The 14,759-nt window shown below is 62.0% G+C and carries 13 protein-coding genes; 6 read left to right on the forward strand and 7 right to left on the reverse strand.

Features of this window, described 5'->3' with window-relative positions; genetic code table 11:
- Window position 1: 1 nt before the first annotated feature.
- On the reverse strand, window positions 2–2,098 hold the full coding sequence (gene tkt / locus YWU_RS0110930) for a transketolase (RefSeq protein WP_027020500.1): 2,097 nt from the start codon (window positions 2,096–2,098) through the stop codon (window positions 2–4).
- A 194-nt stretch (window positions 2,099–2,292) separates the two neighbouring features.
- Between tkt and YWU_RS0110935 the strand changes: the two genes are divergently transcribed.
- Complete coding sequence (locus tag YWU_RS0110935) at window positions 2,293–3,237, forward strand: heme o synthase (protein WP_338025286.1); 945 nt, start codon at window positions 2,293–2,295, stop codon at window positions 3,235–3,237.
- Window positions 3,238–3,243: 6 nt separating this feature from the next.
- Here YWU_RS0110935 and YWU_RS0110940 read toward each other — a convergent pair whose 3' ends face one another.
- The 6 genes from YWU_RS0110940 to mptB all read right to left on the reverse strand — a co-directional run bounded on the left by YWU_RS0110940 (window position 3,244) and on the right by mptB (window position 9,221).
- Entirely contained in the window at window positions 3,244–4,212 is a 969-nt protein-coding gene (locus YWU_RS0110940) for a quinone oxidoreductase family protein (protein ID WP_027020502.1), read from the reverse strand.
- Window positions 4,213–4,228: 16 nt separating this feature from the next.
- Window positions 4,229–5,260, reverse strand: a complete 1,032-nt coding sequence (locus tag YWU_RS0110945) for a COX15/CtaA family protein (RefSeq protein WP_027020503.1) — start codon at window positions 5,258–5,260, stop codon at window positions 4,229–4,231.
- A 45-nt stretch (window positions 5,261–5,305) separates the two neighbouring features.
- Window positions 5,306–5,635: a hypothetical protein gene (locus YWU_RS0110950; protein WP_156892816.1), complete on the reverse strand. Its 330-nt coding sequence runs from the start codon at window positions 5,633–5,635 to the stop codon at window positions 5,306–5,308.
- A 97-nt stretch (window positions 5,636–5,732) separates the two neighbouring features.
- A complete protein-coding gene (locus tag YWU_RS0110955; RefSeq protein ID WP_027020505.1) occupies window positions 5,733–6,533 on the reverse strand; it encodes an ABC transporter permease in 801 nt (266 codons plus the stop codon).
- A gap of 1 nt (window position 6,534) precedes the next feature.
- Window positions 6,535–7,482 (reverse strand): ABC transporter ATP-binding protein, encoded by a 948-nt coding sequence (locus tag YWU_RS0110960; RefSeq protein WP_027020506.1) that lies wholly within the window; start codon window positions 7,480–7,482, stop codon window positions 6,535–6,537.
- A gap of 44 nt (window positions 7,483–7,526) precedes the next feature.
- Entirely contained in the window at window positions 7,527–9,221 is a 1,695-nt protein-coding gene (mptB, locus tag YWU_RS0110965) for a polyprenol phosphomannose-dependent alpha 1,6 mannosyltransferase MptB (protein WP_338025287.1), read from the reverse strand.
- A 184-nt stretch (window positions 9,222–9,405) separates the two neighbouring features.
- Between mptB and YWU_RS0110970 the strand changes: the two genes are divergently transcribed.
- Genes YWU_RS0110970 through YWU_RS0110990 form a run of 5 tightly spaced genes read left to right on the forward strand, consistent with a single transcriptional unit; the run spans window position 9,406 to window position 14,759 of the window.
- Entirely contained in the window at window positions 9,406–10,095 is a 690-nt protein-coding gene (locus YWU_RS0110970) for a helix-turn-helix transcriptional regulator (RefSeq protein ID WP_027020508.1), read from the forward strand.
- Between the two features lie 41 nt (window positions 10,096–10,136).
- On the forward strand, window positions 10,137–11,543 hold the full coding sequence (sufB, locus tag YWU_RS0110975) for a Fe-S cluster assembly protein SufB (protein ID WP_205618330.1): 1,407 nt from the start codon (window positions 10,137–10,139) through the stop codon (window positions 11,541–11,543).
- Window positions 11,544–11,548: 5 nt separating this feature from the next.
- On the forward strand, window positions 11,549–12,721 hold the full coding sequence (gene sufD, locus YWU_RS0110980) for a Fe-S cluster assembly protein SufD (RefSeq protein WP_027020510.1): 1,173 nt from the start codon (window positions 11,549–11,551) through the stop codon (window positions 12,719–12,721).
- 48 nt (window positions 12,722–12,769) lie between these two features.
- Complete coding sequence (gene sufC / locus YWU_RS0110985; RefSeq protein ID WP_027020511.1) at window positions 12,770–13,531, forward strand: Fe-S cluster assembly ATPase SufC; 762 nt, start codon at window positions 12,770–12,772, stop codon at window positions 13,529–13,531.
- Entirely contained in the window at window positions 13,524–14,759 is a 1,236-nt protein-coding gene (locus YWU_RS0110990; RefSeq protein WP_027020512.1) for a cysteine desulfurase, read from the forward strand. Before sufC ends, YWU_RS0110990 begins: the two co-directional genes overlap by 8 nt.

Raw genomic sequence — 14,759 nt, forward strand, 5'->3', positions numbered from 1 at the left:
TCTACTTTCCGGCTGCGGTGATGGATTCACGTGCGGCTGCGACGACGGCGTCAGTGGTGATGCCAAATTCGGTGAAGAGTCGCTCGTAGCGGGCCGAGGCACCGAAGTGCTCCAGGGAGACGGCACGACCGGCGGCGCCGAGGTGGCGGTACCACGGCATTGCAATGCCAGCTTCGACGGAGACACGTGCACGGACCGAGGTCGGGATGACCGACTCGCGGTAATCCTCATCCTGCTGCTCGAACCAATCAAGGCACGGTGCGGAGACAACGCGAGCGGCGACGCCGTCGGCAGCCAGGGTCTCAGCAGCCTCAACGGCGAGCTGGACCTCAGAGCCAGTGCCGATTAGCACGACGTCCGGGGTTCCCTCGGTGTCGACCAGAACGTAAGCGCCGCGGCGCACGCCCTCAGCGGCCTTCTTCTTCGTGCCCTTGAGCACCGGTACGTTCTGACGGGTCAGAGCGAATGCCTTCGGGCCGGCCGGGCCCTCGAGTGCAGCAGTCCACGCCTGTGCGGTCTCGTTAGCGTCAGCAGGACGGAAGGTGGACATGTTCGGGATGGCGCGCAGCGATGCGAGCTGCTCGATCGGCTGGTGCGTCGGGCCATCCTCGCCCAGGCCGATGGAGTCGTGGGTCCAGACGTACATCGGGGAGATGTTCATCAGGGCCGCCAGACGGACAGCCGGACGCATGTAGTCCGAGAAGATGAGGAAGGTTCCGCCGTACGGGCGGGTGCCACCGTGCAGGGTAATGCCGTTGAGGATCGAACCCATCGCGTGCTCACGGATACCGAAGTGCAGGTTCCGGCCGTACGGGGAAGTGGTCCACGTGTCGGTGGTGATCTGCTCCGGGCCGAAGGACGGGGAGCCCTTGATCACGGTGTTGTTCGAGCCGGCGAGGTCGGCCGAGCCGCCCCACAGCTCCGGCAGGGTGGCTGCGATTGCCTGAAGTGCGGCCTCAGAGGCCTTACGAGTGGCGACGGAGTCTCCGGTGTCCCAGGTGGGGAGCTCATCAGCGTAGCCGTCGGGAAGCGATCCCTCAGTCAGCCGGTCGAAGAGCTCGCGGCGCTCCGGGTTGGCGGCCGACCACGCATCGAATTTCTCGGTCCAGGCGGAACGGGCGGTCTCGGAGCGCTCAGCGAGGGAGCGGGTGTGCGCGATGACTTCGTCGGAGACCTCGAAGGTCTTCTCGGTGTCGAACCCGAGTTCCTCCTTGATCAGGGCAACTTCGTCAGCACCCAGGGCCGAACCGTGAGAGGCGCCGGTGTTCATCTTGTTCGGAGACGGGTACGCGATGACCGAGCTCATCCGAACGAAGGTCGGACGAGTGGTGTCGGCCTTCGCCTCATCGATTGCGGACTCGATCGCGGCGACATCCTCTGCACCGTCGAGCTCGATGACCTGCCAGCCGTATGCACGGTAGCGGTCAGCAACGTTCTCGGTGAAGGCGATCTTGGTGTCGTCCTCGATGGAGATGTTGTTGTCATCCCAGAAAACGACAAGGTTGCCCAGTTCCTGTGTTCCGGCGAGGGAGCAGGCTTCGGCGGTGACGCCCTCCTGAATGTCACCGTCGGAGGCAATCACGTAGACGAAGTGGTCGAACGGCGACTCGCCAGCGGCAGCCTCCGGGTCGAACAGTCCACGCTCGCGGCGAGCGGCCATTGCCATGCCCACTGCGGAAGCCAGACCCTGGCCTAGGGGGCCGGTAGTGATCTCCACACCATCGGTGTGGCCGTACTCCGGGTGGCCCGGGGTCAACGCGCCCCAGGTGCGCAGCGCCTGAAGATCCTCCAGCTCCAAGCCGAAGCCAGCGAAGTAGAGCTGAATGTACTGGGTGAGAGAGGTGTGCCCACACGACAGCACGAAGCGGTCACGTCCGGCCCAGTTCGGGTCCTTCGGATCGTGACGCATGCTGCGCTGGTAGAGCGTGTACGCCAGGGGCGCGAGGCTCATCGCCGTACCCGGGTGGCCGGATCCGCACTTCTGCACGGCATCTGCAGCAAGGACACGGGCAGTGTCTACAGCACGGGTGTCCAGGTCGGTCCAGTCGGAGGGGTAGTTGCGGACAACGCGCGCCTGCAGCTCGGGGGAAAGGGTCACGGAAGGCTCCTGCCACTTACGATCGGAAACGTGTCTTATTCAGTCTATCGGCACTGACCGTCAGTGTTCATCACCGGCACTCAGATGGGCATGGCAACCCTAATGCCCGTAACAACGGTCATCACCGCTACGATGAGTTCCGCTACGCCGCCTGAACCCAGGTTCCGGCGGAAACAATAACGTGGGAGGAACCCTTGCTGGAGACCGTGAAGGCCTATGTCGCGCTGACCAAGCCCCGCGTCATCGAACTTCTCCTCGTCGCCGCGATCCCAGCGATGCTACAGGCTGACCGAGGTGCGATCCTTCAGCCCGGACAGGGCGGCACAATGCTGTGGCTCATTCTGGGCACCCTGGTCGGAGGTTGGATGGGCGCTGCAGCGGCCAACACCTTCAACATGGTTGTCGACTCTGACATCGACAAGGTCATGAAGCGCACCATCAAGCGTCCGCTGGCGAAGCAGACCGTGTCCAACCGAGCTGCTCTGATCTTCGGCATCGTCCTGACAATTGCGTCAGTCCTCTGGCTGGGCATTATCTGCAACTCCTGGCTCGCTTCGGTGTTCATCCTTCTCACCATCGCGTTCTATGTGTTCGTTTACACCATGTGGCTCAAGCGCAGCACTGACCAGAACGTGGTCTGGGGCGGCGCTGCAGGCTGTATGCCAGTCATGGTCGGTTGGGCCGTCATCACCGATAACTCTGATGCAGTCACCGGCTGGACCCACTGGTGGCAGGCCATCGTCCTGTTCCTGGTGATCTTCTTCTGGACCCCGCCGCACACCTGGGCGCTGGGCCTGCGTTACCGCGAGGATTACGAGGCCGCCGGCGTCCCGATGCTCCCGGTGGTTCGTACTCCGATCGAAGTCACCATCCGAATTATCTGGTACACCGTTGCCACCGTCGTCACGACGTTCCTGCTTATCCCGGCGGCTGGTTGGATCTACTTAGTCGGCGCCCTCGCTGCAGGTATCTGGTTCCTGTGGGGAGCCTTCTCCCTCCACGCAAAGGTCAAGGCCGGTGGAGAGATCAAGCCGATGAAGCTGTTCTTGCTATCAAACAACTACCTCGCGGTGGTTTGTGTGGCACTCGCCGTCGATGCCGCACTGGGCTTGACGACGATCGCCTCGATGTTCTCCTGATCGAACTTACGGAGTTAGCACCACAGCGCCGACGGTCTTCCTCGCCTGCAGATCCGTATGCGCCTGCGCAGCGTCGGACAGGGCATAGGTGGCGCCCACCGTCACCATCAATTCACCGCCGGCAACCTTGTCGAGAACCTCGGTCGCACGCTGGCGCAATTCATCATCTTCGCTGATGAAGTGCCGCATATGGGGACGCGTCAGATACAGCGAACCGTGCTTATTGAGCTCTTGCGGATCCATGGGCGGGACTGCACCGGACGCTGCGCCAAACAGAACTACGAGGCCGCGCACCTTCGCAGCACTCAGCGACAACTCGAAGGTGTCCCTACCGACACCGTCAAAAACGACATCAGCACCGCGGCCATCTGTGAGGTCGCGGATGCGTGAGTCTAGGTGGGCGTCGTAAAGCAATACCTCATCCGCGCCCGCATCACGGGAGCGCTTCGCCTTCTCCTCCGTCGAAACTAGCGTGAAAACCGTCGCCCCCAGTGACTTCAGGTACTGCGTAAGAAGCATCCCGACGCCCCCAGCCCCCGCCGTCACCAACGCCGTCGTCTGTGGACCAGTATCGGCGACTGACGTGGCCAAAAACTGTGCAGTGATGCCCTGGAGCAGCGATGATGCTGCAGTGTTGTCATCGACAGAGTCAGGGACGGGAACGAGTCGGCTGGCGGGAGCAAGCACGTATTCCGCATAAGAATCAGGTACGTCGCACCATGCGACGCGTTGGCCGACCTCGATCTCGGTGACATCGGACCCCACTGAGACAACAACACCCGCACCCTCGGACCCTGGCGTGAAGGGAAGAGGACGCGGGTAAGTGCCGGTGCGCTGGTACACGTCGGTGAAGTTGACGCCAATAGCGCTGGTGCGGACCAGGCATTCGCCAGGACCAGGGGAGAGATCAGGAAGGTCGGTGTGCCAGTGAAGTTGCTCGGGGCCGCCGAAGGACTCAATGAGGATTCCGTTCATGCGGCCCAGGGTAGCGTCAGTGCTTTGCGGTGTACTCCGCATCGCCCTCGACTGAGCCAGTGACCGTGGCAGAGCCTCCGGTCAGGATGTAGCCGCGCTGCCAGAGGATACCCATGAACGCGACCACCGCACCGGAACCGGCGACGTGGAACGGAACCAGGAACTCGGGCACATCGTTGAGGTGCTGAGTCATGCCGATCACACCCTGAAGGACGATCATGCCGACGGTGAGCCAGCCCCACTTCAGCAGGGACTTGGGAACCTTAGGAACAGCATGCAGCGCGAAGACAAGGCCGATAACGAGACCGCACAGCAGGTAGGTGGCGCCTGCGTGGGCGCTGACCAGCTCCGGGATCGGGAGCTGGAGGCGGTCCTCGGGTCCAATGTCGGCGTCGCCGGCGTGGGGGCCAGCGGCGGTAACCATGGTGCCGGTGATGAGGGTGAGGACCATGATGGTGGCGGCGAAGCCAGCCAGATACCGCAGCCACTGCGGGTAGATGCGCTCGGCGTTGCCGTCATCGGGGCAGCCGATGCGGACAAACAGCATCGCAGCGATCCAGGTCAGCAGCATTGAGGGCAGGAAGTGCACCATCACGGCAGCCCAGTGCAGGTCGACGAGCACCGAGATGCCGCCGATGACAGCCTGCAGAATGATGCCGAGGCCGGAGATGAAAGCCAGCAGGATGATGTCATTGCGGCGACGAGCGCGCAGCGCCGAGAGGAAGACGACCAGACAGATCGCGATGAGGACGAAGGTCAGAAGTCGGTTTCCGAACTCGATGACCTGCAGGACCATCGGAGTGGCACCGGCACGCGGGACGAAGGTGCCGGGATGGCACTGGGGCCAGGTGTCACAGCCGAGGCCGGAGCCGGAGACGCGGACGATGGAGCCGGTCACGGCGATGCCTGCCTGAGCAAGCAAGAGAATGAGCGCGTAGATGCGCTGTCGTCGGATCGGCGCTACCGGAAGTCTCAGCAGCAGGGCCGTTAGCCAAGGCCAAGCCTTGTCGATGAGGGCGGTAGAGCGCGCGTCCGAAGCCGTTTTCATGCACCTGACGATACCCGCCGCTGACCGGCGAACTTAAACGGGGTCTTACTGCGCGTACGCCAGATTTCGACCGAACAAAAACTCCAGTACCTGGGTCCTACCTGCAACGATGTTGTCTACTGACTCGGTAACTCCATAGCCGGTGATCATTGTGAGATCAATCTCATCGGAGGCTTCGATCTCGGACCAACCGTTGTTCGTCCATGCGTCCACCGTGACTGAGACTCCCGACGGCTGGAGGATCAAGGTCCAACGGAGCTTGTTCTCCCCGTAGCTGCGGTACTTGATGTACTTGCCGTAGGGGTACCTAGAGTCGAGCACACGCGCCACGAGCAGTCCGAACTGTGGGGCCCACGCCGGCAGTTTGATGGTCATGATGATCACCGTTACCTCGGATCATTCACCCCGCACTTTCCGCGAGGTTCGTGGCCCAATACTACGTGTGATCCGGATCACTGTCACGGACGGGGGATTAAGAGCGGGGTGCCTCAAACCTGAACAGTCGCACCGCAGCAGCGCCGCAGAGAAGCCCCCAACCAACGAGAACCAGGATGGGGAAGAGCAACCCGACGCCCGGGCCGTCGAGAAGCGAAATCAGTCCTTGAGTCAGCGCCACTGACGGGATGAACGTGAGGGCGGTCTCGAGCGCCGGCGCCATCGCCGGCCCCACCGCCACGAGCGCGGCAACACCCATGAGCGCGAACCAGACGATGTTCGCCAGTGCGAGAATGACCTCTCCTTTGAGGGTGCCGCCCATGAGCAGACCCATCGTGGAGAACGAGGCCGCGCCGAGCATCGTGAACAGGTACGCCAAGAGCACGTGGATGAAGTCCGCCCGGAAGCCCAAAGCGACAGCCGTGGCGAGAATCAGTGCGAACTGAATAGTCACCACAATGGCGACTGCTCCAACCTTCCCACTGATAATGCCCCACTTCGGAAGACCGGACGCTCCGATGCGCTTCAAGGCCCCGTACTTCCGGTCGAAGCCTAAAGCGATTGCCTGACCGGTGAAACCAGCAGACATAGCTGCGACAGCGAGCGTCAATGGCAGTACGCGTTGCACCGGATCCTCCAGATCGAGGATCGGAACCAGCGACAGTCCTACGAGCATGCCCAGAGGAATGATCAACGACAACAGCGCCTGTTCCCCGTGCCGGAGAATCAGGACAGTCTCCATGCGGGTCTGCTTTTTCAACAACGCAGGTCCGGCGGCGGCACCGGGGGCTGGGGTGAAAGTGCCGTCCGGAAAACGTCCAGTGTCAACGTCGCTCACGTCAGTTCCTCATCTCTCGGCCAGTGATGTCTAGGAAAACGTCCTCCAGGCTGCGGTGCCCAACCCGAAGGTCGGTCACCAAAACGCCATGGTCGGCGCACCACGTAGCCAGCGCCGCAATCTGGGTGGGCGTGGTGTGCCCGTCCAGTCGATAGCGGCCAGGCGCCGTAGCCCTCACCGAGGAACCGACTTCCAGGCATGCGGTCAAGGCAGCGGTGTCGAGCGGTCCGTCGGCGGAGAAATCAATACCCGACATCCCGGTCATTCCGGTGATGTCCGACGGCGTTCCAGAGGCCACGACGTGACCGCGGTCGATAATGATCACATCGTCGGCCAGAGCCTCCGCCTCATCCATGAGGTGGGTAGTGAGAACCACTGCGACACCGTCGCGCTTCAGTGAATTGACCAGGTCCCACACCGCGAGTCGGGACTGGGCATCGAGGCCGGCAGTGGGCTCGTCAAGGAAAATCAATTCCGGTCGGCCTACCAACGCACAGGCCAAGGACAGTCGCTGTTGCTGGCCTCCAGACAGGCTGCGGTAGTTGGTATTGCGGTGCCTAGACAGTCCAACGACGTCCAACAGCCACTCCGTGTCCAATGGATTCGCAGAGTAGCCCGCAACGAGTTCCAGCATCTCGCCGGCGCGGATGCCGGGGTAGGCGCCGCCGCCCTGGAGCATGATTCCCACGCGGCTGCGAAGTTCGTCGGTCTGGGTCCACGGGTTTAGACCGAGCACTCGGACATCACCGCGGTCCGGCTTAATGAAGCCCTCGCACATCTCAACTGTGGTTGTCTTGCCTGCGCCATTGGGCCCAAGCAAGGCGAGGACAGAACCTCGCTCCAGGGAGAGGTCAATGCCATCGACGGCGGTGACGTCGCCGAAGCGCTTAGTCACCCCGCTCATCTGCAGAGCCAGCGGCGATCCGGCTGAAGGTTCACTCTTGGTCACAGCGGACAGCATAGGGTAGCGCACTGGGGCGGTTGCCCCTCGCCCTACCGGATTCGAAGCAGGCCCTTCCGGTTCATCAACACTGCGACGAGGGCTAAAACAATAATGAACGCGGCTGCGGAACCGAGGTAAATCTGCAGGACCGTGCCAGGTGGCAGGCCCATTCCGCGAGGCAGAACAGTGAAACTAAAGATCACCGAGTAGACGACAGTCACCAGGCGGAACGACTGCCGGTTCGCCCACGCCGCTAGTGGCACCAGTGCCCACAGTAGGTACCAGGGATGCACCACGGGGAAGAGCAGAACCAGGACAAGGGTCGACAGTCCGTAGCCACCCAATGGGTGGACGCGGCCTCGGAACGTTGCCCAGAGCATACGGACCAACCAGCCGATGGCGATCGCAACTCCAACTGCCCTCGTCAGAGTTAGCGCAGATTCAGAGATGTCACCGATACCGAGCACGCGGCCGATGAAGCCTGAGAGGGTTCCCAGTGAAGTAGGTAGGGACATCCAACTGCGCACGGCCGCTGCTCCACCTTGGCTGGTGATCCAGCCGAAGCCGAGCCCCGATAGTAGCGACATCACCGTTACCGAGATGGCCATGATCAGACCGGTAATCATCGCAGCAGTGATCACGTTGATGAACCGTTGGCCGAATCTGCGAGCCAACTGCATACCCACGAACCCGAGCGCTACGAAGCCAGTCACCTTCACCAGCCCTGCCATAGAGATCAGCAGTACTCCGGCGGCAAAGAGCGCCCAGCCTCTGCGATCGAGCACGGGCCTTCCTGGTTCGACCATGCTGTCTCGCGCACCAGGACGTGGTGGTCCATGCAGAGCGAGCAGGCAGAGCTCAAAACCGACCAACAACAGCGCCAAAAGGAGTGATTCGTTGTGGATTCCGCCAACGAGATGCAGCAGCACCAGGGGATTCAGGACGCCCAACCAGAGAGCGAATTGGGGCGAGACCCCACACCGCTTGGCCAGGCGCACCAGCGCCCAGCCGACCACGATGAGGGATGCCACGGACACCAGACGGTGGAGAAAGACCGAAAGGAGGACGTGATCGGAGGTGATCACCGAAATGGCAGCAGCGACCATCATCGCCACCGGTCCATAGGGGCTGGGATCATGCGACCAGATCAACGGTACTGAACGCGCCAGAGGATCGGCTGCTCCGAGCAGGTCCACGGGACCGGCTGAATAGGGATCCATCCCACGCACGACGATCGCACCTTGTGCCAAGTACGAGTAGATGTCCTGAGTGAACAGTGGCGCCGTGAACATCAGCGGAATCATCCAGCTGAGATAGGTGCGCTTTAGCAACGGGACATCGACGGTACTGACCTTGCTTCGAGCCCCGGAATAGACCAACGCTCCGACGCCCAACCATGCAATGACGAGGAGGCCAATTCCGGTGAAAGTGACGATGGTGCTCGCCTGGAGCATCTGCCCAAGGACTGTTCCGATCCAGGTGCCCCAGAAAGCGTTGCCGATCACCGGGGTGGCGCCAGCGCCGATGCCGCCGACCATGATCAGGACTGCCCCGAGCGTGCCAAGCCACCGTTGTGCAGCAAACCGGTTTAGCTCCCGGTAATTGCGCTCTAGGCGAGGGACCTGCTCCGCGTCACTGTGGAGGGTCGCCGATCGCGAACCTGCTTGTCCGACCCGCGGCATTGCATCCCGTAACCAGGACAACGCAGACGGGCGGGGGCGCTTCACCTCGACATCCTCGCTCACGGAGGTTCACCCTACCTGGAGGGGTTCCGGTAGACCCCACAACACCGCCTAGACCAGCGTTTCTGGCTATTCGGGATTAATTACGCAACAATTGCGTTGTCTAAAGATGTAGCCGGTACACGAAATGCTCACCGGCCGCAGCTAGACGGAATAACTGACCGGAGATAGAAGAAGGAGGCGCACGATGTCCATTAACCCGGACGGAGATACCCGCCGCCGAATTCTGATCACCTTGCTGGAGGGAAACCCCGCCAGCTCCTCCGACATCGCCGCAGAACTCGGACTATCCGCCGCCGCGGTACGACGGCACATGGACATTTTGGTTGAAGACGGGCTCGTAGAGTCCGCCCCGGCCCCGGTGTCCGGCCCACGCGGTCGTGGTCGACCAGCCAAGACATTCCGGCTGACTGACGACGGACGAGCCGAATTCGGCCACGGATACGACGAACTTGCAGTCGCCGCCCTTCGAACCCTCAAGGAAGTCGGGGGAGAACAAGCGGTCACGGCATTTGCTCGGCAGAGGATCGACGAAATCCTCGGTGGGGTTAGCCCCGCCGCAGCCGGCGGCGACACCCGACAGGTCGTGGAGCAGGTGGTCAAGGCTTTCCGCAGGCATGGATATGCAGCGCATGTCCAAGAAAACCGCGGTAGCCTCCAGATCTGCCACCGACATTGCCCTATCAGCCACGTCGCGAGTGATTTCCCAGAGTTGTGCGAAGCCGAGCAGCAAGCCGTAGGCACCCTGCTCGGCCAGCACACTCAACGACTCGCTACGATCGCCGACGGCAACGGCGTGTGCACGACAAACATTCCCATCTCACCGATCAACCGGCCTCCAGCCCCAGAGGCACCGACTGAAAGGAGCGGACAATGACCCTCGCCCAGGACCCTTCCGCCAAGGTGCAGCAGCAACCTATGACCGATGACGAAATCATCGACTCGATCGGCGCGTACCAGTTCGGCTGGCACGACTCCGACGCAGCAGGAGCCGCCGCATCCCGTGGCCTCTCCGAAGCTGTAGTCCGCGACATCTCCGCGAAGAAGAGCGAGCCGGAGTGGATGCTGAACCGGCGTCTAAAGTCCCTCGACATCTTCGATCGCAAGCCGATGCCGACTTGGGGTGCAGACCTCTCGTCGATCGACTTCGACAACATCAAGTACTTCGTCCGCTCGACTGAGCAGCAGGCTCAGTCGTGGGAAGATCTGCCTGACGACATCAAGCAGACTTACGACAAGCTCGGTATCCCCGAGGCTGAGAAGCAGCGTCTCGTTGCAGGTGTCGCGGCTCAGTACGAGTCCGAGGTCGTGTACCACCAGATCCGTGAGGACCTGGAAGAGCAGGGTGTCATCTTCCTCGACACCGACACCGCTCTCAAGGAGCACCCGGAGATGTTCGAGGAGTACTTCGGTACCGTCATCCCGGCCGGCGACAATAAGTTCTCTGCACTGAACACCGCAGTGTGGTCCGGCGGCTCCTTCATCTACGTGCCGCCGGGAGTCCACGTGGACATCCCGCTGCAGGCCTACTTCCGTATTAACACGGAGAACATGGGTCAGTTCGAGCGCACCCTCATCATCGTTGATGAAGATGCTTACGTTCATTACGTTGAGGGCTGTACCGCACCGATCTACAAATCCGACTCGCTGCACTCGGCTGTCGTCGAGATCGTGGTCAAGAAGGGCGGCCGTTGCCGCTACACCACCATCCAGAACTGGTCGAACAACGTCTACAACCTGGTGACCAAGCGCACCAAGTGTGAAGAAGGCGCGACCATGGAGTGGGTCGACGGCAACATCGGCTCCAAGGTGACCATGAAGTACCCGGCAGTGTGGATGACCGGTCCGCACGCACGTGGCGAGGTTCTCTCCGTCGCGTTCGCAGGTGCAGACCAGTTCCAGGACACCGGAGCCAAGATGGTCCACATGGCTCCGTACACCTCCTCGAACATCGTCTCTAAGTCGGTCGCTCGTGCCGGTGGACGCGCTGCCTACCGTGGTCTGGTTCAGATCAACAAGGGCGCGAAGCACTCCACTAGCTCGGTTGAATGTGACGCGCTGCTCGTCGACACGATCTCCCGTTCGGACACGTACCCGTACGTCGACGTGCGTGAGGACGACGTGACCCTGGGTCACGAGGCCACCGTCTCCAAGGTCTCCGATGATCAGCTCTTCTACCTGATGAGCCGTGGCATCGAGGAGGACGAGGCTATGGCCATGGTCGTCCGTGGATTCGTCGAGCCCATCGCGAAGGAACTCCCGATGGAGTACGCGCTGGAACTCAATCGCCTCATTGAACTGCAGATGGAAGGTTCGGTCGGTTAATCAAAATGACCAACATCACTACCGCGGACCAGTCCGCACACCGCTCCCGCGTCCTGGCCAACAAGGGCGACATCTTCGCTTCCTTCGATGTCGAAGATTTCACCGTCCCTAAGGGCCGCGACGAGGAGTGGCGCTTCACCCCGATGCGTCGCCTTCGTGGGCTTCACGACGGCTCGGCCGGCGATCCGGTCGCTGCAACGATCACGGTTGACTCCGGCGACGGAGTCACCGTCAACACCGTCAAGCGTGGCGACGACAGCCTCGGTCGCGCCGGTGTTCCCGTTGACCGCGTCGCAGCACAGGCGTTCTCCGGCTTCGAGGACGCTACTGTCGTCCGTCTCGCCGGTAACCCCGACACCGTCACCGTGGTCGTCGACGGTCCGGGCGAGGACAAGCTCGCGTACGGCCACATTGTGGTCGAAACCGAGAAGGGCGCTGATGCCGTCGTCATCCTGGATTACCGCGGCTCCGGCACCTTCGCCGACAACGTCGAATTCGTTGTCGCCGATAATTCCCGACTGGCTGTCGTGGCCCTGGCTAACTGGGAGGACGACGCAGTCCACCTGTCCGGCCACCACGCCATCCTCGGCCGGGACGCGACCCTGCGCCACACGATCGCAACCTTCGGCGGTTCCGTCGTGCGCACCATCCCCAGGGTCAAGTTCACTCAGCCCGGCGGCGACGCCGAGCTGCTCGGCGTCTACTTCGCCGATGACGGACAGTACTTCGAACAGCGCCTTCTGGTTGACCACTCGGTCCCGAACTGTCGTTCCAACGTGATGTACAAGGGCGCTCTTCAGGGAGATCCGGCTTCAGACAAGCCCGACGCCCGCACTGCTTGGGTTGGCGACGTGCTGATCCGCGCGGAGGCCTCTGGCACCGACACCTACGAGTTGAACCGAAACCTCATTCTCTCCGAGGGAGCACGAGCCGACGCAGTCCCGAACCTTGAGATCGAGACCGGTGAAATCGCCGGTGCCGGCCACGCCGCCACCGTCGGACGTTTCGACGACGAGCAGCTCTTCTACCTCATGGCCCGCGGTATCCCGGAGGATGTGGCACGCCGCCTTGTCGTCCGCGGCTTCTTCGGCGAGGTCATCAACAAGATCCCGGTTGAGTCCGCCCGTGACCGTCTTTCAGCTCTCATTGATGAAGAGCTCGACACCGTCACCCTGTAGCGCCTCAGATTTACACACCCACGAAAAACCGAAGGAAACGCACCACCCATGAGCACCCTGGAAATCAAGAACCTGCACGCGCAGGTGCTCCCGAACGACGACAACTCTGAGCCGAAGCCGATCCTCAAGGGCGTCAACCTCACCATCAACTCGGGTGAAACCCACGCCGTGATGGGCCCGAACGGTTCCGGCAAGTCCACCCTCGCCTACACCATCGCCGGCCACCCGCGCTACGAGGTAACCGAAGGCGAGATCCTGCTCGACGGCGAGAACGTCCTGGAGATGGAGGTCGACGAGCGTGCCCGCGCCGGCCTGTTCCTGGCCATGCAGTACCCGGTCGAGGTCGCTGGTGTCTCCATGTCGAACTTCCTGCGCTCCGCAGTCACCGCCCAGCGCGGCGAGGCTCCTAAGCTGCGCCACTGGGTCAAGGAAGTTAAGTCCGCGATGGGCGACCTCGAGATCGATCCGTCCTTCTCTGAGCGCTCGGTCAACGAAGGCTTCTCCGGCGGCGAGAAGAAGCGCCACGAGATCCTTCAGCTTGATCTGCTCAAGCCGAAGTTCGCTGTGCTCGACGAGACCGACTCCGGTCTTGACGTCGACGCCTTGCGTGTCGTCTCTGATGGCATCAACCGCTACCAGGATGAAAACGACGGCGGCATCCTGATCATCACGCACTACCAGCGCATCCTTGACTACGTGACCCCGGACTTCGTCCACGTGTTCTCCGGCGGACGCTTTGTCGAGTCCGGCGGACCGGAGCTCGCCAAGGAGCTTGAGGCCCACGGTTACGAGCGATTCATCAATGCTTAACACGGACCTGCGCGACGATTTTCCGATTCTCTCGCGTACGGTCCGTGACGGTCGCCCCCTAGTCTTCCTCGACTCCGGGGCTACCTCCCAGCGGCCACGGCAGGCGCTGGAGGCTGAATACCGGTTCCTTACCGAGTACAACGCCCCGGTGCACCGTGGCGCCTACCAGATCGCTGAGGAGGCCACGGACGCGTACGAGGGAGCACGTGACAAGATCGCGGCCTTCATCGGTGGTCGCGGTGACGAACTGGTATTCACCAAGAACGCCACTGAGGCGTTGAATTTGGTTGCCTACACGTTGGGTGACCCGCGTGCTGGTGAACTCGCAGTGGGCGAAGGCGACGAGATCGTCGTCACCGAGCTTGAGCACCACGCGAATCTTGTTCCGTGGCAGGAACTGGCACAGCGCACCGGTGCCACGTTGCGCTGGTACACCTCCACTCCGGATGGTCGTATCGATCTGGACTCTTTGGAGCTCAGCGACAATGTCAAGGTTGTTGCCTTCACGCACCAGTCGAACGTGACTGGCGCGGTGGCTGACGTAGACGAGATCGTCCGGCGGGCGAAGAAGGTCGGTGCACTCACCGTCCTCGACGCTTGCCAGTCGGTCCCGCACATGCCAGTGGATGCCCGAGCACTTGGTGTTGATTTCCTCGCGTTCTCCGGACACAAGATGCTCGGACCCAACGGCGTCGGTGCACTGTGGGCGAAGGCAGAGCTGCTTGAGCAGCTTCCGCCCTTCCTCACCGGTGGATCGATGATCGAGGTCGTCACCATGGAGAAGTCCACTTTCGCGCCGCCGCCGCAGCGCTTCGAGGCCGGAACGATGATGACGCACCAGGTCGTCGGTCTCGGTGCTGCTGTTGAATACCTCCAGAACATCGGTATGGAGAACGTCGCGCAGCACGAACATGAGCTGACCGTGGCGGCACTCGATGCCTTGCAGCAGATCGAGGGACTTCGGATCATTGGTCCGACGGACTCGCACATGCGCGGTTCCGCGGTGTCGTTCGAGGTTGAGGGGATCCACCCCCATGACCTCGGGCAGGTGCTTGATGACCGTGGCGTGTGCATTCGGGTTGGTCACCACTGTGCTTGGCCGGCGCACCGTAGTCTCGGTGTGCAGGCTTCGGCGCGCGCCTCGTTCTACCTGTACAACACTCTCGATGAGGTCGAAGCACTTGCGGATGCGATCCGCGAGGCGAAGGCCTTCTTCGGAATCAACTAG

The sequence above is a fragment of the Corynebacterium sputi DSM 45148 genome, assembly GCF_000427865.1.
GTDB lineage: Bacteria > Actinomycetota > Actinomycetes > Mycobacteriales > Mycobacteriaceae > Corynebacterium > Corynebacterium sputi.

What these genes read in the sequence shown, in the direction of transcription:
- YWU_RS0110945 (WP_027020503.1), bottom strand. Translation starts at nt 5,260, where the DNA reads ATGAAAACGGCTTCGGACGCGCGCTCTACCGCCCTCATCGACAAGGCT.
- YWU_RS0110950 (WP_156892816.1), bottom strand. Translation starts at nt 5,635, where the DNA reads ATGACCATCAAACTGCCGGCGTGGGCCCCACAGTTCGGACTGCTCGTG.
- YWU_RS0110970 (WP_027020508.1), top strand. Translation starts at nt 9,406, where the DNA reads ATGTCCATTAACCCGGACGGAGATACCCGCCGCCGAATTCTGATCACC.
- YWU_RS0110990 (WP_027020512.1), top strand. Translation starts at nt 13,524, where the DNA reads ATGCTTAACACGGACCTGCGCGACGATTTTCCGATTCTCTCGCGTACG.
- sufB (WP_205618330.1), top strand. Translation starts at nt 10,137, where the DNA reads ATGACCGATGACGAAATCATCGACTCGATCGGCGCGTACCAGTTCGGC.
- YWU_RS0110940 (WP_027020502.1), bottom strand. Translation starts at nt 4,212, where the DNA reads ATGAACGGAATCCTCATTGAGTCCTTCGGCGGCCCCGAGCAACTTCAC.
- sufD (WP_027020510.1), top strand. Translation starts at nt 11,549, where the DNA reads ATGACCAACATCACTACCGCGGACCAGTCCGCACACCGCTCCCGCGTC.
- sufC (WP_027020511.1), top strand. Translation starts at nt 12,770, where the DNA reads ATGAGCACCCTGGAAATCAAGAACCTGCACGCGCAGGTGCTCCCGAAC.